Origin of the sequence: Alkaliphilus metalliredigens QYMF (genome assembly GCF_000016985.1) — a bacterium.
Classification (GTDB): Bacteria; Bacillota; Clostridia; order Peptostreptococcales; family Natronincolaceae; genus Alkaliphilus_A; species Alkaliphilus_A metalliredigens.
In genome coordinates, this window is the sequence record NC_009633.1 from 2,398,056 (window position 1) to 2,418,160 (window position 20,105).

Annotated in this window: 22 protein-coding genes and 1 tRNA gene; 21 read left to right on the forward strand and 2 right to left on the reverse strand. The window is 35.5% G+C overall.

The window, feature by feature from the left end:
• Window positions 1-8 precede the first annotated feature (8 nt).
• From AMET_RS11510 to AMET_RS11530, 5 genes are all read left to right on the forward strand, one after another.
• The gene (locus AMET_RS11510) at window positions 9-251 is read left to right on the forward strand and encodes a hypothetical protein (RefSeq protein ID WP_041720712.1); all 243 of its coding nucleotides are present in this window, start codon (window positions 9-11) and stop codon (window positions 249-251) included.
• A 49-nt stretch (window positions 252-300) separates the two neighbouring features.
• Window positions 301-1,320, forward strand: coding sequence for an alpha/beta fold hydrolase (locus AMET_RS11515; protein WP_012063460.1), 1,020 nt, complete (start codon window positions 301-303; stop codon window positions 1,318-1,320).
• A 581-nt stretch (window positions 1,321-1,901) separates the two neighbouring features.
• Window positions 1,902-1,998, forward strand: a tRNA-Sec gene (locus AMET_RS11520).
• Window positions 1,999-2,397: 399 nt separating this feature from the next.
• Window positions 2,398-3,144, forward strand: a complete 747-nt coding sequence (truA, locus tag AMET_RS11525; RefSeq protein ID WP_012063461.1) for a tRNA pseudouridine(38-40) synthase TruA — start codon at window positions 2,398-2,400, stop codon at window positions 3,142-3,144.
• 137 nt (window positions 3,145-3,281) lie between these two features.
• Window positions 3,282-3,749 carry a Fur family transcriptional regulator gene (locus tag AMET_RS11530; RefSeq protein ID WP_012063462.1) on the forward strand — a complete coding sequence of 156 codons (468 nt, stop codon included), beginning with the start codon at window positions 3,282-3,284 and terminating at the stop codon, window positions 3,747-3,749.
• A 29-nt stretch (window positions 3,750-3,778) separates the two neighbouring features.
• On the opposite strand, the gene AMET_RS11535 is transcribed toward AMET_RS11530, so the two are convergent.
• Together AMET_RS11535 and AMET_RS11540 are read right to left on the reverse strand one after the other, a co-directional pair.
• Window positions 3,779-3,979, reverse strand: coding sequence for a DUF378 domain-containing protein (locus AMET_RS11535; protein WP_012063463.1), 201 nt, complete (start codon window positions 3,977-3,979; stop codon window positions 3,779-3,781).
• 90 nt (window positions 3,980-4,069) lie between these two features.
• Entirely contained in the window at window positions 4,070-4,504 is a 435-nt protein-coding gene (locus AMET_RS11540) for a hypothetical protein (protein WP_041720714.1), read from the reverse strand.
• Window positions 4,505-4,618: 114 nt separating this feature from the next.
• Here AMET_RS11540 and AMET_RS11545 point away from each other — a divergent pair, with 114 nt between their 5' ends.
• From AMET_RS11545 to AMET_RS11615, 16 genes are all read left to right on the forward strand, one after another.
• On the forward strand, window positions 4,619-5,815 hold the full coding sequence (locus tag AMET_RS11545) for a hypothetical protein (RefSeq protein ID WP_012063464.1): 1,197 nt from the start codon (window positions 4,619-4,621) through the stop codon (window positions 5,813-5,815).
• Window positions 5,816-5,867: 52 nt separating this feature from the next.
• Complete coding sequence (locus AMET_RS11550; RefSeq protein ID WP_012063465.1) at window positions 5,868-6,545, forward strand: BofC C-terminal domain-containing protein; 678 nt, start codon at window positions 5,868-5,870, stop codon at window positions 6,543-6,545.
• A gap of 207 nt (window positions 6,546-6,752) precedes the next feature.
• The gene (gene ruvC / locus AMET_RS11555; RefSeq protein ID WP_012063466.1) at window positions 6,753-7,247 is read left to right on the forward strand and encodes a crossover junction endodeoxyribonuclease RuvC; all 495 of its coding nucleotides are present in this window, start codon (window positions 6,753-6,755) and stop codon (window positions 7,245-7,247) included.
• A gap of 23 nt (window positions 7,248-7,270) precedes the next feature.
• Window positions 7,271-7,855, forward strand: a complete 585-nt coding sequence (ruvA, locus tag AMET_RS11560; protein WP_012063467.1) for a Holliday junction branch migration protein RuvA — start codon at window positions 7,271-7,273, stop codon at window positions 7,853-7,855.
• Window positions 7,856-7,869: 14 nt separating this feature from the next.
• Entirely contained in the window at window positions 7,870-8,880 is a 1,011-nt protein-coding gene (ruvB, locus tag AMET_RS11565; RefSeq protein ID WP_012063468.1) for a Holliday junction branch migration DNA helicase RuvB, read from the forward strand.
• Window positions 8,881-8,966: 86 nt separating this feature from the next.
• A complete protein-coding gene (locus AMET_RS11570; RefSeq protein WP_012063469.1) occupies window positions 8,967-10,688 on the forward strand; it encodes a SpoIID/LytB domain-containing protein in 1,722 nt (573 codons plus the stop codon).
• A 7-nt stretch (window positions 10,689-10,695) separates the two neighbouring features.
• Complete coding sequence (gene queA, locus AMET_RS11575; RefSeq protein ID WP_012063470.1) at window positions 10,696-11,721, forward strand: tRNA preQ1(34) S-adenosylmethionine ribosyltransferase-isomerase QueA; 1,026 nt, start codon at window positions 10,696-10,698, stop codon at window positions 11,719-11,721.
• Window positions 11,722-11,737: 16 nt separating this feature from the next.
• Window positions 11,738-12,859, forward strand: coding sequence for a tRNA guanosine(34) transglycosylase Tgt (gene tgt / locus AMET_RS11580; protein WP_456297478.1), 1,122 nt, complete (start codon window positions 11,738-11,740; stop codon window positions 12,857-12,859).
• Between the two features lie 121 nt (window positions 12,860-12,980).
• Window positions 12,981-13,244, forward strand: coding sequence for a preprotein translocase subunit YajC (gene yajC / locus AMET_RS11585; RefSeq protein WP_012063472.1), 264 nt, complete (start codon window positions 12,981-12,983; stop codon window positions 13,242-13,244).
• A gap of 189 nt (window positions 13,245-13,433) precedes the next feature.
• Complete coding sequence (locus AMET_RS11590; RefSeq protein WP_157047237.1) at window positions 13,434-13,841, forward strand: TIGR04086 family membrane protein; 408 nt, start codon at window positions 13,434-13,436, stop codon at window positions 13,839-13,841.
• A gap of 73 nt (window positions 13,842-13,914) precedes the next feature.
• Entirely contained in the window at window positions 13,915-14,055 is a 141-nt protein-coding gene (scfA, locus tag AMET_RS25045; RefSeq protein ID WP_012063474.1) for a six-cysteine ranthipeptide SCIFF, read from the forward strand.
• A gap of 108 nt (window positions 14,056-14,163) precedes the next feature.
• Window positions 14,164-15,540, forward strand: coding sequence for a thioether cross-link-forming SCIFF peptide maturase (gene scfB / locus AMET_RS11595; RefSeq protein WP_012063475.1), 1,377 nt, complete (start codon window positions 14,164-14,166; stop codon window positions 15,538-15,540).
• Complete coding sequence (locus tag AMET_RS11600; protein WP_012063476.1) at window positions 15,521-16,033, forward strand: gamma carbonic anhydrase family protein; 513 nt, start codon at window positions 15,521-15,523, stop codon at window positions 16,031-16,033. The genes scfB and AMET_RS11600 overlap by 20 nt, the downstream gene beginning before the upstream one ends.
• Before the next feature lie 105 nt (window positions 16,034-16,138).
• The gene (gene secD / locus AMET_RS11605; RefSeq protein ID WP_012063477.1) at window positions 16,139-17,401 is read left to right on the forward strand and encodes a protein translocase subunit SecD; all 1,263 of its coding nucleotides are present in this window, start codon (window positions 16,139-16,141) and stop codon (window positions 17,399-17,401) included.
• A gap of 13 nt (window positions 17,402-17,414) precedes the next feature.
• On the forward strand, window positions 17,415-18,308 hold the full coding sequence (secF, locus tag AMET_RS11610) for a protein translocase subunit SecF (protein ID WP_012063478.1): 894 nt from the start codon (window positions 17,415-17,417) through the stop codon (window positions 18,306-18,308).
• A gap of 73 nt (window positions 18,309-18,381) precedes the next feature.
• Window positions 18,382-20,055: an ABC1 kinase family protein gene (locus tag AMET_RS11615; protein WP_012063479.1), complete on the forward strand. Its 1,674-nt coding sequence runs from the start codon at window positions 18,382-18,384 to the stop codon at window positions 20,053-20,055.
• Window positions 20,056-20,105: the final 50 nt, after the last annotated feature.

Genomic DNA, 20,105 nt, shown 5'->3' on the forward strand with positions numbered 1-20,105 from the left:
AGCCTGAATTGTTTGAAAATACCGATAGATCTAAATTTAAAGATGATATAGATATAGATATAGATATAGATATAGATATAGATACAGATATAGCCATTAACATGATTATGTGGACTATAGAAGGCTTTGCTACAAAAGAAATAGAAAAAGCAAAATTATCGCTAAAAGAATTAGATTATGAGTGTATCATCACCGACATGGAAGTCTATTTGATGGTATTGAGAAAATTATTTTATAAAAAGAAGTTGTAAACCCATACATCATAAAAAAGCAAATACATTAAAAAGGAGAAGGAGAGCTATGATTATAGTTGGTACTATTTTTTTAACGATTTTAGCAAGCTTAACAATTTGGATCTTTATAGCAGGTCCAAAACTCCCAGCAGAAACGGATGCTATTATCGATGAGGTACTAAATAATGAGTTGCCCGAACTGTTTACTGGTAAAACAGGTGTTGTTACATCAGACGGTTTGGATATTTGGTATGAGAATATTTCTCCTGAAGGTCAGTCGAAAGGGACAGTTTTGCTTAACATTGGAATGGGAGCGAGTGCTTTAGATTGGCCTCCAAAATTTGTGCGGGAATTTGTTGACTCCGGCTATCAGGTAATTCGTTACGACCAAAGAGGAACAGGGATGTCTGATTGGGTTGCTGATTGGGATAATAAAAATCCATATTCGTTAGTAGATATGGCAGGAGATGCTGTTGCGGTACTAGATGCACTTCAAATAAATGAAGCACATATTGTTGGGCTATCTATGGGAGGGATGATAGCACAAGAAATTGCTATCAATCATCCTGATAGAGTTACCACTCTTACGCTGATGTTGACAACGGGTCATGCTATAGATCCTGAATTACCAGGACTAACCTCGCGTTACTTTTTTAGTTCTATGGTGAAGGGAATTCCATTGTTAAAGTATCGTATAGCAGGTGGTGAGAAAAATTTGATTAAGGGACGGATTGCGAAAACAATTAGTGGGTTAGGATATGACGTCGACATCAAAGAAATTGCTGAGGTGGCTTTATATGATCTTCGAAAGCGAAAGGGTTTTAACATGATGGTATTATTTCAACATCGCAGAGCTGTGGAAATTTCACCATCACGATATGATAAACTAAAAACGATAGAAATTCCTACTCTAGTAATTCATGGAACAGACGATCGGTTTATGCCAATTGAACATGGAAAGAAACTGGTGGAACTGATACCAAATGCAAAGGGCTTGTGGATAGATGGTATGGGTCATGTCTTTCCTGTACCAGATATGGATACTTTAATAAAAAATATAGTTTCACATTTTGAGGGTTTATCATAAATAACTCAGCAACCCATCTACCCCCATATCAGAACGATTATTGACCCTGCATGCGGTACAGGCGGAATGTTAATCGAAGTGATTCGGAATATGACAATGATAAGAGTAATTATGGTAAAATCTATGGTCAAGAAAAAATGTTTATGATAATCTAAAATTACCCTAGTATAATAGTTGAAAATTCCCCTATGAACATTTTTAATTGAAAATGCATTATTTGATTAGTTATTCCAAAAAGTACACTTTATGGAACAGATAAGCAATATTGCTTCTTTCTTGAATTGTAACAGAAATTTATATAATTACCAAAATAAAGCACAGCATTTTAAATCAATCTTTACCCAAAACAACATTTTGTCGGTAAAGAGCCGAGTCAATATATATTAATAATGGTCGAGTAATAATAGGGTATTTTATAGCGGATTCAAGGCGGAGTTTTAAATAGTTTTAATTAGATTCTGCTAGCTGTTCCTATTACGACGTCAAAACGACGTCGCATGCCGACGAAAACAAGAAGATTTATGTTGAATATCATAATCAGCTATGCTATAATACTCTAGTGGCAACAATCAATATCATATGGGGGTAGATGGGTTCTGGTGTGCCCTCTGGTCTTCAAAACCAGCGCGAGGGGTTAGTAGCCTCTTGGGTGGGTTCGATTCCCACGTACTCCCGCCAAACATTTAAATTTGAACGGTTATGACATTTATGTTGTAGCCGTTTTCTTGTTTTTGGAAATAGTTAGAACCAGTGTGTTCAATGATGGATTTCTGCTCTGCGATCTGTTTTTGAAATTTAGTGTCCTGATTACCTACTTTGTGTACATACCTATGGCACATCTATTCCCCAACATGAGTATTAATATAGGAAACTTAAAAGGATTAAACAGTTTTATGTGGAAATAATAGTATTAACAGTTTTTTAGGGGACTAAAAAAGAGATACCCCAAATGAAGTACTGTCAATATTAGTAAATATTTTTACTAACAATTAACAATTAATATTACATTATGTATAATAACCTATCTTAATATATGATAAGATGTATTGATCGGTATCCAGAAAAAGGAGGGCTCAAATGCAAAATTATAAGATGATGATAGCGTATGATGGTAGAAAATATACAGGGTATAATAAATCAAAAGATAACTTAGAAAAGAGTATCCAAGGTAAGTTAGAATTAATATTATCAAAGCTTTATGAAGAAGAAGTAGAGGTGATTAGTGCAGTTAGCACTGATGCGGGGGTACATTCTAAAGGACAAATTGTTAATTTTATCGCACCCAATAGTCGATTAGATGAAAAGGAAATCTTTGACTATTTTGAAAAATACTTAACTGATGATATTATTATATTATCAGTAGAAACTGCTGATGAAAGATTTCATAGTAGATATTTAATGAAAAGTGCAACTTATGAATATCGCCTATGGAAAAAAGATGCTCCTAATCGTCCTTTGTTTGAGAGACAATATGTTAACTTAATGAACCAAACAGTAGATGTAACTAAAATTAAAAAAGCTGGAAAGTACCTTGTAGGTGAACATGATTTCTTAGCTTTTACGACGAATAGGAAAACAACAAAATCAATCAAAACAATGGTTTCTCTTGATGTAATGGAAACTAGAAACGAGATTATTATTACGATGACAGCAAATGGATTTTTATTGAATATGGAAAGAGTAATCGTAGGTACATTAATCCAAATCGGTCTTGGTCAATTACCTATGAATACAATTGAGAAAGCTTTTGAATCTAAGAATATGAATGATGTAGGTCATAAAGCCAGTGCAGGAGCACTTTGTTTATTAAGTGTGGAATACTAGTTGGTATAAAGAATGGGATAATGAATGGGAACAGTTAACAAGGATTATGACTAACAGGTCTTCTTATTTGACAAACAAATTGATTGTCTTGTATGATAAAATAATAGAAATGAATGTCTTGTTAGGAGAGGATCTTATTGAAAGAAAGCATAGAAAAACATTTGAAAGAAAAAGGGTTGAAAATAACAAATCAAAGAAAGGCCATATTAGAAGCCTTTCAGAACCCTGAAAAACATTTATTAACTGCAGCTGAAGTGCTAGAAATTGTTTCGAAATACACCGACAAGCTAAACTTCTCAACGGTATATAGAAACCTAGAAACCCTAACTGAGGTAGGAATCCTCAAGAGGATTAATCTAGATAATGGCATCAATAACTATGAATTAGACATAGAAAATCATCACCATCATCATTTGATTTGTTTATCATGTGGAGATGCGAAAACAATTGACTATTGCCCCTTTGATGAAATGAGAATTAGTAATAAACAACTGCAAGATTTCACACCGGTTGACCATAAACTGGAAATTTATGGATATTGTAAGAAATGTGGAAATAATATGAGCTGCGATAAATTGAATAAAAAACAAAAAGTATCAAAATAATAGACATTACCCAAAATGGGTAATGTCTATTATTCTTTCGTAACAGTACGTTCTCTGAAAAGCAAACTAATGCTGTAAGCTCCTGCGACACCAACTAATGTGTAAACAATTCTACTGAGCAAGGATGCTTGGCCACCAAATAATGTAGCTACTAAATCAAACTGAAACAAACCAATCAATCCCCAATTAAGTGCACCAATAATAACTAAAATTAAAGCTAGTCTATCCACACTGATTCCTCCTTCAATATAACTGAGTAATATCGATAATAGTATGTGTCATTTATTTATAAAAATACTCATTTATAAAAAAAATTTAAACTAAGAAAAATGGCCATTAAAATAGATGAGGGAATTCATAGCGATAATAAGGGCAAACAGTATAATACCTTCAATGGACATAAAATAGAAAGACAGATAACAAGTTGTAAAAAGGATAGCAATATTCCATGATATAAGGGAAAACTTAATAATAAAGCCTAAAATAGTCCAATTCAAATATGAAAAGACAAAACCCTTGAAGGTAACATTAGAAGCAAAGGCTAATGTGGAAATAAAAAATAAAAACATACCAATAAACTCCCCAGGTGAATGGATCAATTGATAGATTGAAAAATTCATACCTTCATATTGATAATAATTACTAACCGGAAAAGAATCCAACAAGTATTGACTGGACATCAATAAAAGTCCAAGAGTAAAAAGGTTTTTTAAAAGACTAGTCAGAGGTATGATAATAGTATATGATTTTTTCAAAGCATAAAACCTCCTTAATAATAGAAGTTTATTGATATCAATTGAGAAAAAGGGGTAATATCTGGTAAGAACTAAATTAGCATTTAAGAAATAGGTAGTGAGGTGGATGAGCCGATGAATAAATATAAAAAATTTAATATCATCAAAGGTGGTAAAGAATACGTAAAATATCAGTTTGTTTCTGCTATGGTTACACAAACCAGGCTGATGGGAGTGATGGCAGTCAAGATTCATTGGAAAATAACTGATGAAAAAACGCAGTTAATTCAGTGGTTTTTATTGGACTCAGAAGAACATGGAATTTATGACTATAAAAGCATGAAAACAAATAAGCCAAGTGAATATGATTATTATACTGAGCAGTTTATGGCTAACCTAGGTGGCAAAAGAAATAACATAACCAAAAGTGAAGCAATTCATTTGGTTTCTTGCTTTATGAAAGAAAATAAAAAGTACAACAAACCACTACCTGATCCACTGGAAGAATATAAGTTTATTGGTGAGTATTTCCAGATATTCATTCAAAACCAACCTTCATTATTAAAAGACAAAATTTTTGAAAAAATATACTCTTCTATGGCGTTGCTAAACTACTTTATGATGAGGGCTACAGGTAAAGATATAGAGGGAATGAATCATCTTATTGCCGATCATAATATATTTCTTCCCGTGGACTTTGAAATCGCTTCAGAGGCATCACAATTATTGAAAAATACAATACAATTCATTGAAAAGAACGAGATGTCTTTGATTTATTCTATGACTTCAATTATCGATACATGTGAGGGGTATAAAGAAATTGTTTCTCGAATCAAGATTAAAAGAATTGAACGGGAGTGGCGGGTCTTAGAGGCATCGATTATAAAAGAAAAAACATTTTCCCCAGAGGAAGTAAAAATTGAAATACAAAAAATCGAATACATTAAAATTTTTACAGGAATTGAAAATTCAGAAAAACTAATAAATAAATTACTGGAAAACAAACGAAGTTTATTAGAATATGAGTTTATACAAGGAAGGATGTTTGTTGAATATTACCCAAATAATAAGCATGTTGAAAAAGACATTTATTATTTGAGTGGTGATTTACGAGCAATTTATTTTGTAAACCAAAGAAGTCAACTTATTGTGTGCTATTATAATGCAGCTGAAGAAGATGAACTCCAGGATTTTGTGTTAGGTCAAATTAGCTCTGAAAATGCTCAAGTTTCAAAAAAATATGAGATCAATGAATCTGTTATCTATCAATATGCGGAAGGAGAAATGACTGATTTCATTGAATTTATTGGTCAGTTTCAGTCCAAGGTATAAATTTGTATCAATTGGTTAAAATAACTTCCTATAAGAACAAGGAGGTTGTTTTATGAGAAGAAGGAAAGGTGTGCCTTTCTATGTCACTTTCTTCGCCATTGGATTATTATTCAGCTTCGGAGGTTTTATCCTTGGATATTACCGTTATGGAGGAAGTGAAATTGAGGAAAGTCCTTATCGTTATGAACAACAGTCAGAAAATACAGCTGATGAAGGTCAAATACATGAATACAATGAAGAGACCAATATCAATATTAATAATGAGTATACAGATAGAGAAGAAGATTGGCCTGCTAGCAATTATGAGAATCTCATATCAAATGAAACCAACATCAAACTCAAAACTGTGTATACGCAGTGTGGAAGCACGGTGGAAGAGAGGATGGATCTCTTAGAGGCGTGGGTTGGATTTGAAGAGAGCCAACTAAAAGCATACCTAGAAAGCCAACAGAATCAACAAACTATTTTATCCTTTACCACCAATGAAGTTGTATTGATGGAAGAAAAAAATGAAGTTTGTCCAGCGCATTTGAATTATTTTCTAGTGGCAGAAAAAGATGGATACATTGTTGTTTATCATTTTAATGAAAGAGGTTTAAAAAGTTTAATTCGAGAAACAAGGATTTCCATAGCTACATTACCGCCTGTAGACCAAGAAAAACTGAAACGAGGCATTCTCAAGAAAACAGAACGGGAAGTTGAACAAATATTAGAAGATTATAGTAGTTAAATAATAGGAGGCATTCATCCAATCATTATAGGAAGAATGTCTTCTATTTTGGTTGAGGCCACTACAATACTGTGGAGCTTTTAATGATAATAATGGATTTCGGCCTATACCCATAGATATATCGCATTTTGAGGAATATTATGTTAAACTAAATAAGGAAAAGAAGTGCATATAGCCAAAGACTGGCAGTAAAAGGAGGACAACTTGATGATCATATTAGGAATTGACCCAGGGATTGCAATCCTAGGCTATGGAATTGTTAAGTATGAGGGCAATAAATTTAAAGTAATAGATTATGGGGCTATCAAAACCTCAAGTAAGATGGCCACACCACAAAGATTAAAAGAGATCTATTTGAGACTAGATGAACTCATATCAGAATATCAACCGGATGCTGTGGCAATTGAAGAACTTTTTTTTAATACAAATACAACAACAGCCATGGTGGTGAGTCATGCTAGAGGGGTTGCTGTTTTAGCTGCTGCAATACATGAAAAAGAAATATACGAGTATACACCACTACAGGTAAAACAAGCAGTTGTAGGATATGGTAGAGCGGAAAAAAAACAAGTGCAACAGATGATTAAAATATTGCTTAACTTAGAACAGGCACCAAAGCCAGATGATGTAGCCGATGCTTTGGCAGTAGCTGTATGCCATGCCCACTCTGGTCATTTTCAAAGTTTATTTAAAGTGAAGTAGTGATTTGAAGGGAGGAACACGGATTGTTTGAGTATATGAAAGGTATGATTGTAGAAGCCCAGATAGATAAAATTATTGTGGAGGTCAATGGCATTGGTTATCGAATTAATAGTTCGATAAATAGTGCATCACAGGTTAAGATAGGACAAGTATCCACGCTTTTTACACACTTTGTATTGAGAGAAGATGAAGCGCATTTATATGGCTTTGTAGATAAAGAAGAATTAGCAATGTTTAAGAAATTGATATCTGTATCAAAGATCGGACCAAAGGTAGCCGCCGGAATTTTATCGACATATACTCCCCAGAGATTAGGGGCGTACATAGTGAGCAACGATGCCCAGGCCATTGCAAAATCACCAGGGGTTGGTAAGAAAACAGCGGAAAGAATGATACTTGAATTAAAGGATAAAATTGATGATAGTCAAGTCGAATATGACCAGAACTTTTTTAACCATGAGAACAAAAACAATAATGAAGTCGTTGATGCATTAATGGCTTTAGGCTACACCAAACATGAAGGAGAGCAAGCTGCTTCGGCAGTAAGAGATACAAGTCTGTCCACAGAAGAAATGATTAGAAAAGCTTTAAATTGGTTAGCTAGGTAGAACGGAGGGGTAGGATGCAGGATCAGGAAGAAGAACGGATGATTACAAATCAGCCTAAGGAAGAGGACCTAATACTGGAAAATGGTTTGAGGCCTAAATTTCTAGTTGATTATATTGGTCAAAATAGCGTTAAAGAAAGGCTCAAGATATTTATCGAAGCAGCAAAACAACGTCAGGAGCCTCTAGATCATGTATTGCTTTATGGACCGCCTGGCTTAGGAAAAACAACATTGGCAAATATTATTGCCAATGAGATGAATGTCAATATTAAAATAACTTCCGGACCGGCTATTGAGAGACCAGGTGATTTAGCTGCTATATTAACAAATCTTGCAGCGAATGATGTGTTGTTTATTGATGAAATTCATCGTTTAAACCGTACGGTAGAAGAGGTACTTTACCCAGCAATGGAGGACTTTGCCTTAGATATCATTATTGGAAAAGGACCAAGTGCCCGTTCGATTCGTTTAGATTTATCACAATTCACACTAATAGGTGCAACCACCAGGGCAGGACAATTATCCTCTCCTCTTAGAGATCGATTTGGTGTCATATGCAAGTTGGAGCTGTATAACAATAAACAATTAACTGCTATCGTAAAACGTTCAGCAAGAATTCTTGATGCATATATTGATGATGAAGGAGCCACTGAAATCGCTTCAAGGTCTAGAGGCACCCCTCGGATTGCTAATCGTCTTTTAAGAAGAGTCAGAGATTATGCACAAGTTAAGAGCGATGGTAGAATTACTAAACGTGTTGCAGAAGAAGCTTTGATTCTACTAGAGGTTGACTCCTTAGGTTTAGACAATACAGATAAGAAAATGATTGAAACCATGATTTATAACTTTAATGGGGGGCCAGTAGGGCTAGACACCTTAGCCGCAACAACTGGAGAGGAAAGAAATACAATAGAGGATGTATATGAACCTTATTTATTGCAAATGGGCTTTATTAACAGAACACCTAGGGGACGTATTGTCATGCAAAAAGCATATGAACACTTTAATATTCCAAGTGCAGAGTAGGTGATGGAAATGGAAATAAAACAAGGAATTTCATCTTTTTTGTCGAATAAGAATATTATTAATTATTTTTTAGGGGGACATGAAGGATGAGTGGCAATAAAAAAAGTATGATGGGTATGGTTTGTTTATTTCTGATGGTTTTTGCTTCCGTAAATTTATTTTCTAATGGGTATGATACGAAACCTCTGTATGTCGAGGTCGGATTGAATTTTCAACAATCATCAAAGGCTGTCGTTAATTTGCAAACAAATACGGGGTTTCAAATAGAAAAGTTTGAACATAACAATTTTAACTCACTTCTAAGTTTGTTTGACCATAAAGAAGTGATCCTGAGGAAAGATGCTTATTACTTAGGTACCGGAGGAAGATTTGTTGAATATACCGGAGAAATACCAAATGAAAATAGTTCTTTGAATCTACAAGGACCCTATCATGTACAGATTGGAACAATTTCGCCTGATTTGAATCAGGCGAAGGAACAATTAAGCACTTTGAAATCTAAGGGCTATCAGGGATATCTATCCTATGAAGCTGGTTGGATGATATTTCAAGGCCCCCACCTTAACCAAGAACAGGCACAGCGTAGTGCAGAGGAAATAGAATTGCTCTTAAATGAACGGGCCACTGTGATTGCTCCTTCACAGCACAGGGTACAGGTATTAGACAAAGTAGGTGAACTTATTTTTGTTTTTGACTCCCGGGAAGGTCTTTATTTTAAAGCAGTGGAGGATAAGGGCAGTGTCAACCTCATCTCAGTAGATAACCAACAATACCGAGGGGCTGTGACAGCTACGCGATTAAGTGGTAGTGATATGACAGTTATTAATAAGCTATTATTAGATGAATACCTATATGGAGTTGTGCCTCGAGAGATGCCAGCCAGTTGGCCAATTGAAGCTTTAAAAGCACAAGCAGTTGTTGCTAGAAGCTATGCCGCTGCAGAAATACAAATGAGTAAGTACAAACATTTAGGTTTTGACTTATCAACCACCACAAGCTCTCAGGTGTATGGTGGTTATGCTAGTGAGCATAATAATAGCACCAGAGCAGTACAGGAAACAGCAGGAGTATTAGTCATGTATAATGGTAAACCGGCAAATACATACTATCACTCAAATAGTGGCGGATCTACAGAAGACAGTGAGAATGTTTGGTCAGGATCAGTGCCCTATATACGAGGGGTACAGGATGAGTTTTCATTAAATGCACTTAACTCTACATGGGTAGAGGCATTAACTGCACAAGAAATCAAAGCAGCACTGGCAAAAAATAATATTCACATAGGAGATGTACAAAGTATAGAAATTCGCTCTCAGTCAAAAAATGAGCGCGTACTTGAGTTGATTGTCTATGGAACACAGGGAGAAAAGAGTTTGGAAAAAGAACAGAGTCGAAGGATTTTCGGACTTAAAAGTACATGGTTTGATGTAAAAATAGAAGGCCAAAGTCAAGTAGAAAGTCAAGTACAAAGACAAGGACAAAGACAAAGTGGCGAACTTCATATCTTGGGTTCATCAAATGGAAGTAAACAGGCAAAAGATGTACAAAAAAGCTATGTCATCACCAGTCAAGGCCCTAGAGAAATTGACTTATCTTCAAATATCTTAGTCTATAATGGGCAAAACTATAGACAACAAGAAAAGGTGAATAGTACAAATAGTGCTGGAACAGGTACTTTTGTATTTGAAGGAAAGGGATTTGGGCATGGTCTTGGAATGAGTCAATACGGTGCAAAGCGAATGGCAGAATTAAATTATAATTATCAACAGATTTTGAATCACTACTACACGGGAATAAAGGTGGAATAATAAGAAAATGAAAACAAACGAATTTGATTTTGATTTACCAGATAGATTGATTGCACAGACACCATTAGAAAAACGAGATCATTCTAGGTTAATGGTGTTAGATAAAAATAAACAAGAGATCGTACATAAGCACTTCTATGATATAACGGATTATTTAAACCCTGGGGATTGTCTTGTCATTAACAATACAAGGGTATTACCTGCAAGGCTATTCGGTGTAAAGGAAAACACCGGGGGTAAAATGGAATTTTTACTCTTAAAAAGAATCGATCTAAATACGTGGGAAGTATTGGTGAAACCAGGTAAAAAAGCCAAAATTGGTTCTAGATTTGAATTTGGTGAAGGTATTTTAAAGGCAGAAGTACTGTCAATGGCTGATGAGGGTGCTCGGATCGTTAGATTTGAATACGAGGGTGTGTTTGAAGAATTATTAGATCAGCTAGGAAAAATGCCCCTGCCGCCCTATATAACTGAAGAGCTAGCGGATCGTGAAAGATATCAAACTGTATATTCAAAACACGAGGGCTCATCTGCTGCCCCAACAGCTGGACTTCATTTTACACCAGAACTATTGAGCGAAATAAAGAAAAAAGGCATCAATGTTGTGAGTATTACATTGCATGTTGGATTGGGAACATTTAGGCCTGTGAAGGTTGATAGTCTTGAAAACCATGAAATGCATGCAGAGTACTATGAAATTACTGAAGAAGCCGCTCAAGTCATTAATGATACAAAAAAAGCTGGTAATCGCGTATTTGCTGTTGGAACAACAAGTTGCCGAACGCTAGAATCAGCTAGTACTGAGAAGGGTAAAATTGAAGCGAATAAAGGATGGACAAATATTTTTATTTTTCCAGGATACCAATTTAAAATACTTGATGGATTAATCACAAATTTCCATTTACCAGAATCAACACTGATTATGTTAGTTAGTGCTTTACTGGGTAAGGAAAAAACATTACAGGCATACAAAGTAGCTGTGGATGAGCAGTATCGTTTCTTTAGCTTTGGTGATGCAATGCTGATTGTGTAGAAAGGTAGGAATGTATATGGCAATAAGATATGAATTGATTAAAGAGTGTAAACAAAGTGGGGCTAGACTAGGGAGATTACACACACCCCATGGTGTAATTGACACCCCTATATTTATGCCTGTAGGAACACAGGCTACTGTAAAAACCATGACACCTGAAGAACTAAAAGAAATGAATGCCGAGATTATTTTAAGTAACACCTATCACCTATATCTAAGACCTGGACATGAAACAGTTGAAAGAGCAGGTGGACTCCATAAATTTATGAATTGGGATGGACCCATCTTAACGGATAGTGGTGGATTCCAAGTATTTAGCTTAGGAGATATGAGAACAATTAAAGAAGAAGGTGTTACTTTTAGATCTCATATAGATGGATCAAAGCATTTTATCAGTCCTGAAAAGGCTGTGGAAATACAAACTGCCCTTGGAGCTGATATCATGATGGCTTTTGATGAATGTGCACCTTATCCTGCGGAGAGAGACTATGTTAAGAAATCTTTAGAGAGAACCTCTCGATGGGCAAAACGTTGTAAGGAGGCCCATGAAAATACATCTAAACAGGCTTTGTTTGGCATTATTCAGGGTGGCATGTATGAAGATCTCAGAAGACAAAGTGCTGAAGAAATAATTGATTTGGATTTTCCCGGATATGCAGTCGGAGGACTCAGTGTTGGCGAACCCAAAGCGTTGATGTATGAGGTATTAGAATATACCACGCCTTTGATGCCTAAGGATAAACCAAGATACTTAATGGGTGTTGGAAGCCCAGATGATCTGATCGAGGGTGTGATTCGAGGCATCGATATGTTTGATTGCGTCTTGCCTACTCGGATCGGTAGAAATGGCACCGCCATGACCTCCAAGGGGAAAGTAGTCATAAAAAATGCAAAGTACAAAGAGGACTTTGAGCCATTAGATCCAGAATGCCAATGCTATACATGTAAAAACTATTCCAGGGCTTATTTAAGACATTTAATTAAAGCCAACGAAATATTAGGAATGAGGCTTATGACAACACATAACCTTGCTTTTCTCTTGAAATTGATGAAAGATGTCAGAGGAGCCATTATAGAAGACCGACTATTGGATTTTCGCAAAGAATTTTTTACACAGTATGGCTATGCATTAGAATAAATTAAGATTAATTAAGATATTAATAATATAAAAAATAGCAGGATATTTTAGAACGATGTTGAATTGAAATAAAGAGCATCATAAATAAATGCAAATGTAAGTATAAGGAGGGAGCAATGATATGGAGCAATTTGGTGGTTTGATTATACCTTTGGGATTTTTGGGTATTTTTTATTTTTTAATTATTCGTCCTCAGCAAAAAAAGGAGAAGAAAGTTAAGGAAATGAGAAATAGCCTTCAAGTAGGTGACGATGTCGTAACAATTGGCGGAATTTACGGTAAGGTTACGAAAATCAAAGAAGATATGATTACAATTGAAGTAGGAGCAGATAGAGTGAAACTAGTAGTGGGAAAATGGGCTATTGGTAGCGTAATAACTGAATAAAAATGGGATATGAGCAGAAAGGTGCGAATGAATAATTCGTGCCTTTTATTGTTTTATCTTTTAACTGTAGTCGTTTAGGTGTTTCATAAAAATCCATAAAGCATGGAAGTCCCCAGAAAATTTTTATTTTAAAGCATATTTAACTTGGACTAAAGCATAATGATGGATTAAAGGAAACATGGGGGTGGAATGATGAAAATGAGTAAGAAGGGTAAAAAAGCCAGTGGACCAGGACCATTCAATTTGTGGATATATGGTAAAGGATTGATGAGGGCATATTTTCTTTCTTTTATTCTACTACTAATAGGTGCTGTTTTACTTACGTATACAAGCTTAAGAGAAGGAATGATTCCTCTATTCACTTCAATTGTGATGATGTTAAGCATTGTCTACGGTGCTGTCTTTGTATCGGTGCATCTAAAGAAACGGGGTTGGCTGCATGGCATTATGATTGGACTCATCTACATGGGGCTTATCGTACTTTTAAGTAAGGTATTTATGACAGACATTACTTTAGACCGTTTTATGGGATATAGGGTGCTTATCAGTATTGTAACCGGGGGAATTGGTGGCATGATTGGAATAAACATCAAATAATTATCTTTATTTCTTCTTCCTATATGTGATATAATTTTAATGAAAATATAGAAAGTAAGGAAGGAGCTCGAAAATGAAGCACATTAAAACATTAAGTGGAGCAACTCTTGCCAACAGTGCTGCTAAAGGCGGATGTGGAGAGTGTCAAACTTCATGTCAATCAGCCTGCAAGACATCTTGTACAGTAGCAAACCAAGAGTGTGAGAATAAGTAATCATACATATAGTGAGCAGCAGTGACAGCACTGCTGTTTTTTCTTGATATGTAATACATTTCTAAGATAGACACTATGGCTTAGATAATGAAAGGGGCAATATAATTAATGATTCATAAATTTACACAAGATAATGTACATATTGTTTTAGATGTTAATGGAGGGGCAGTTCATGTTGTGGATCCATTGGTCTACGAAATTTTAGATTACTATCCAGGCTCCAGCAGTCCAGAGATAATCGAAAAACTAAAGAGAAATTATCGTGAAACAGAAATCATAGAGGGTATAGATGAGATAGAATTACTAAAGGAACAGGGACTTTTGTTTACCCAAGATAGGTACCAGCAACATGAGAGCTTTCAAAATAAAAAGACTGTGGTTAAAGCCCTGTGTTTACATATTGCCCATGACTGTAATATTCGTTGCAAGTATTGTTTTGCTTCTCAAGGGGACTTTCAAGGGGACCGTAGCTTCATGAGCCTCGAAGTAGGGAAAAAAGCCATTGATTTTCTTTTGGAGAACTCAGGAAATAGAAAAAATTTAGAGGTTGATTTTTTTGGTGGGGAACCATTAATGAACTTTGATGTTGTCAAAGGGCTTGTGGATTATGGAAGAAGTCGTGAAAAGGATTTTGATAAAAACATTCGGTTTACCATGACCACAAATGGTGTACTGCTAAATGATGAGAATATGGAATATATCAATGAAAATATGCACAATGTCGTTCTCAGTATTGATGGCCGAAAGGCAGTCAATGATCATATGAGATACACCATCAATGGACAGGGCACCTATGATGTGATTGTTCCAAAATTAAGGAAGATGGTTGAAATGAGGAAGGACAAGCATTGTTATGTTAGAGGGACATTTACCAAGCATAATTTGGACTTTTCTCAGGACGTGCTTCATTTAGCAGACTTAGGATTTGATAATGTATCAGTTGAACCGGTTGTTGCAAGTCCAGAGCATGATTATTCCATTGGGAGAGAAGATCTTAAAGAGGTATTTGAGAATTATGAAATACTCTCTCGAGAGTATGTGAACCGAAAAAAATCTGGAAATCCATTTAACTTTTTTCACTTTATGATTGATTTGAAACAGGGCCCCTGTGTCATCAAAAGAATTGCTGGATGTGGTGCCGGTGCTGAATATTTAGCAATTACACCCCAGGGGGAAATTTATCCCTGTCATCAATTTGTAGGGAATGAAAAATTCAAATTAGGGGATGTTACTGATAATTCATTAAAGGAAGTGCTGTATCATGAATTTGCTGATGCACACATTTATAATAAGGAAAAATGTAATGACTGCTGGGCAAAGTTTTACTGTAGTGGAGGATGCCATGCCAATGCATATAACTTTAATCAAGACATTTATAAACCCTATGACATAGGCTGTGAGATGGAGAAAAAAAGAATTGAATGTGCATTAACAATACAAGCAAAACTAATGGAGGAGGATCAAGATGATCAAGGATCTAGGTAACAAAAAAACGGAAATTCATGAAAGTTGTTTTATTGCTGAAAGTGCAGATGTAATTGGCAAGGTTAAGATTGGTAAGAATAGTAGTGTATGGTACAAGGTGGTTATCAGAGGCGATGGAAACTATATTGAAATTGGAGAAAACACCAATATTCAGGATAACACTGTGGTTCATATTGATAGTGAGAAGTATCCCACAATTATAGGAGACAATGTGACTGTGGGCCATAGTGCCATCGTCCATGCATGTAAAGTAGGAAACAACGCTCTTATTGGAATGGGAGCTATTATTCTAGATGGTTCTGAAATTGGGGATAATACGATTATTGGTGCTGGAAGCTTAGTGCCTCCTGGTAAGAAAATTCCATCGGGGGTATTGGCTATGGGCTCACCTGTTAAAGTGGTGAGGGAGTTAACAGAAGACGAAAAGAACGGTCTAAAGAAGTCGGCAGAAGAGTATGTTAAATATGGTAAAGAACACAAAAATAATCAGTAGTCAGTTTGCTCAAAATACTGTAAAATCCATATATATACTCTTTATTGACGTTAAATTGGCTTTTGTATATAATAGAGGGTATGACATGAGATAGGGGGAAATATAATGAACTTTAAAAGTACAATCATCTTTATTATGATTGTGGTAATGGTTGGATTAGCATCGTTCACTGCTTTTAATGGTTTGGAAGTAGGGAATGTTGCCATCAGGCCAATAGGTGAATCAGTGAGGCAAGGATTAGACTTACAGGGCGGTGTGTATGTGGTCTATGAGGCCCAAACTGATGAAACAGGCAATGAATTAGATCGAATGATGAGTCAGGTGATTGAAGTATTTAGAAGACGTGTAGACAGCATGGGATTAACAGAACCTGAAATTGTAAGAGAGGGAGACAAAAGGATCCGAGTTGCATTGCCAGGTGTTGAAAATGCACAAGAGGCCATTGAGATGGTTGGTAAAACAGCTCAGCTACAATTTGTAGATCCCGAGGGAAATGTGATTTTAACTGGGAATAACATTAGAGGCTCAGAGGTTAAATTTCCATCAGGACAAGCAAATCCCATTGTATCCTTAGACCTTGACAGTGAAGGAGCTAGAATATTTGCTGAAGTAACAGGGAGACTAGCACAAATACCAAATAGTCAAGTGGATGATAAAATCATTTATATTGTTTTAGATGATGAAATCATCTCAAGTCCGGTTGTTAACGACAGAATTCCCGATGGACAAGCAACAATTAGTGGGAATTTCACTCCGGAAAGTGCTTCGAATTTAGCGACATTAATTCGAGCAGGTGCTTTACCAGTAGATTTAACAGAAGTACAAACCACAACGATTACAGCCTCTTTAGGAGAAAATTCATTAGCAAGTAGTGTAAGGGCTGCACAAATTGGCATTACAATCGTGCTACTCTTTATGTTGGCTTTCTATAGACTATCAGGTCTAGTGGCTGATATCGCATTAGTAGTTTACATTTTAATTGTATTAGGCATTTTTGTCGCATTGAATGCAACATTAACACTTCCAGGAATCGCAGCCCTTATTTTATCTGTAGGGATGGCTGTAGATGCAAATGTTATTATATTTGAAAGACTAAAGGAAGAGCTGAGAGCAGGAAAGACACTTCGTTCTGCCATAGATTCAGGATTTAATAGAGCATTTAAAGCAATTATAGATTCTAATATTACAACCCTTATTGCAGGTGTTGTGCTCTATCAATTTGGTACTGGCCCCATTAGAGGATTTGCTGTCATGCTGATCATCGGTATTGTTGCAAGTATGTTTACCGCCGTGGTCGTCACCAAGTTTTTACTAAAATTACTTGTGGCAATGAACATTACTAAAAATAAAAAGCTGTTTGGAGCATAAGGGGGGAAAAATCATGCGAATTATTGAAAATAAAAAGATATGGTTTTCTATTTCAGCAGCAGTCATTATATTGGGTCTCGTACTTGGATTGGCTCGAGGGATAAATGTAGGGATTGACTTCACTGGAGGAACCCTGATGGAAATAGAACTATATGAATATGTATCCACAGATGAAATCAGAGAAATTACAGATCAGTATGATCCTGGTGCTAGTATTAATCATTTAGGTAATGAACGAACAACTATTCAAATTCGAACCATAGAAGATTATAATAATCAAGAAAGAATGGAAATTTTCAATCAGTTTAAAGCGGAATACGACTTGCCGGATAATGAGCCATCATATGCATCTCAATTTGGTCCCTCTGTTGGGAGAGAGATTCAGAATAGAGCAATGCTAGCTGTTGTGATATCAGCCCTAGGCATGCTGGCTTATATCACTTACCGCTTTGAGCTAACATTTGGTTTAGCAGCAATTACTGCTCTGGTTCATGATGTACTGATTGTCTTAGCAGTCTACTCTATTTTAAGGATTCCTGTAAATAGTCCTTTTGTGGCTGCTATTTTAACCATTTTAGGGTATTCAATCAATGATACAATTGTTGTGTTTGACCGTGTAAGAGAAAATGTAAAACATATGAAAAAATCAAACTTTGCACAAGTAGCCAATGATAGTATCTCACAAACAGTTGTTAGATCAATTAACACCTCTGTGACAACATTAGTTACAATTGTCGCTTTATATGTACTAGGGGTATCGCAAATTAGAGAATTTGCATTACCACTAATTGCAGGTGTCATCAGCGGAACCTATTCATCTATCTTTATTGCCAGCCCAGTATGGGTTATGCTAAAGGAAAGACAAAAAGGAAAAAGATCACACCGAGTAAATCCTGATACTAATTAGGGAAAAAATAAGTAAAAAAAGGTAATAATACAACAAGTTGTATTATTACCTTTTTTAAAATGGAGGTGAGGTAATGGGTAAGTTAAGAAGAAAATATAAAAGCCTAAAGCGGTATATACAAATCAGTGAAGTACTGGTTAAGTATGGTTTTTCATTTGTAGCTGAGAAACTCCAAGAAAAAGGATATATTCCAAGGTTTGTATTGAGAATAGATCCACTTAAGGAACAAGCAAGTCAAGGAGAACGGTTAAGGAGAGCCTGTGAAGAACTGGGTCCTACATTTATTAAACTAGGACAAATTATAAGTACCAGGCGGGATATTATCCCAGAAGAAATTATTAATGAGTTATCAAAACTTCAAGATAATGTGGTGCCAGTGGCTGTTGAAGAAGTAAAAAAGGTTTTCAGATTAGAAATGAACACTGAAATAGAAGATGCTTTTGCATATTTCAATGAAAATCCCATTGCCTCCGCATCCATTGGACAAGTATACGAAGCCCGGCTTCATTCTGGAGAGGCGGTGGTTGTTAAAATCCAGAGACCTAATATTAAGTATAATATCCAACGGGATATAGAAATCTTATTTGATATTGCACAACTATTAGACGATCACTCAGATAAGAAAAAGCCATATAGACTTGTTGAAATTGTTCAAGAATTTAGCTATGCAATTTTAAAAGAGTTAGACTATTCTATGGAAGCAAAAAATACGGAAAATTTCAAAGAGAACTTCAAATCAGATTCACACATTGAAATACCAAGTATATTTTGGAAATACACATCCAACAAAGTCATTACCATGGAGCGAATTTATGGCATAAAAATAATGGATATTGATGAGTTAAACAAACAAAAATGGGACTTAGAGAGATTAGCAAGAATCGGTGCCAAATCATTTATGAGACAGGTTTTTATTCATGGCTTTTTCCATGGAGATCCACATCCAGGTAATATTTTTGCAGTCTCCTCAAGTAAAATTGCTTTTATTGACTTTGGTATTGTGGGGTATCTAGATAAGAGTACCATGGAACATATCAGAAGAATGTTTACTGCTGCGGCAAGTAAGGACGTAGATAAGGTTGTAGATGTCTTGAAGGATATGGATGCCATCAGTAATGAAACCAATATCAGGCGTCTAAAGGAAGAAATGTCCTTTCTGATCAACTTTTACTATAATATGCCTTTAAAGAAGATGCATTTAAGTGATGTTGTCAAACAATTCATGGCTGTGGCATATGAAAACCAAGTAAAGCTCCCTTCTCAGTTTGCTATGCTATTAAAGGCGATTATTACAGTGGAAGGCAGTGGGAAATTATTATACCCTAATTTTACTTTATCAATGATTGTTAAGGATTCGATTAAAGAAATTTACTTACATAGATTAAAACCTGAAAATATGATTAAGGAAGCAAGGGATTACACCGATGAAATTTTATATGGCATTAAATACTTGCCTAAACAGATCAGATCATTATTGGCTCGGGTTGAAAAAAATGAAATTGTTTTTAAGTTTGACCAAACAGGGTTTAAAATTATAGAGCGAGAATTAATGAGACTAACAAATAAAATCTCATTAAGCTTAATTACGTCAGCACTGATTGTGGCATCCTCATTAATTATACAAAGTAATATGGGACCGTTGCTATGGGGGGTACCGGTATTTGGTTTAATCGGTTATGTGCTTTCTAGTATTCTTGGGGTTGGTATTATTACAACAATTCTGTATAACATTTGGAAACAAGAGTAGTGACCTGGTTTCACCTTGCTCAATACGTTGAAAATAAAGTCATAGTAAAA

Coding starts and splice junctions, on each gene's coding strand:
- yajC (WP_012063472.1), top strand. CDS start 12,981: ATGGAGCAATTTGGTGGTTTGATTATACCTTTGGGATTTTTGGGTATT.
- truA (WP_012063461.1), top strand. CDS start 2,398: ATGCAAAATTATAAGATGATGATAGCGTATGATGGTAGAAAATATACA.
- secD (WP_012063477.1), top strand. CDS start 16,139: ATGAACTTTAAAAGTACAATCATCTTTATTATGATTGTGGTAATGGTT.
- AMET_RS11590 (WP_157047237.1), top strand. CDS start 13,434: ATGATGAAAATGAGTAAGAAGGGTAAAAAAGCCAGTGGACCAGGACCA.
- AMET_RS11515 (WP_012063460.1), top strand. CDS start 301: ATGATTATAGTTGGTACTATTTTTTTAACGATTTTAGCAAGCTTAACA.
- scfB (WP_012063475.1), top strand. CDS start 14,164: ATGATTCATAAATTTACACAAGATAATGTACATATTGTTTTAGATGTT.
- queA (WP_012063470.1), top strand. CDS start 10,696: ATGAAAACAAACGAATTTGATTTTGATTTACCAGATAGATTGATTGCA.
- tgt (WP_456297478.1), top strand. CDS start 11,738: ATGGCAATAAGATATGAATTGATTAAAGAGTGTAAACAAAGTGGGGCT.
- ruvC (WP_012063466.1), top strand. CDS start 6,753: ATGATCATATTAGGAATTGACCCAGGGATTGCAATCCTAGGCTATGGA.
- AMET_RS11600 (WP_012063476.1), top strand. CDS start 15,521: ATGATCAAGGATCTAGGTAACAAAAAAACGGAAATTCATGAAAGTTGT.
- ruvB (WP_012063468.1), top strand. CDS start 7,870: ATGCAGGATCAGGAAGAAGAACGGATGATTACAAATCAGCCTAAGGAA.
- AMET_RS11550 (WP_012063465.1), top strand. CDS start 5,868: ATGAGAAGAAGGAAAGGTGTGCCTTTCTATGTCACTTTCTTCGCCATT.
- scfA (WP_012063474.1), top strand. CDS start 13,915: ATGAAGCACATTAAAACATTAAGTGGAGCAACTCTTGCCAACAGTGCT.
- secF (WP_012063478.1), top strand. CDS start 17,415: ATGCGAATTATTGAAAATAAAAAGATATGGTTTTCTATTTCAGCAGCA.
- AMET_RS11545 (WP_012063464.1), top strand. CDS start 4,619: ATGAATAAATATAAAAAATTTAATATCATCAAAGGTGGTAAAGAATAC.
- AMET_RS11570 (WP_012063469.1), top strand. CDS start 8,967: ATGAGTGGCAATAAAAAAAGTATGATGGGTATGGTTTGTTTATTTCTG.
- AMET_RS11615 (WP_012063479.1), top strand. CDS start 18,382: ATGGGTAAGTTAAGAAGAAAATATAAAAGCCTAAAGCGGTATATACAA.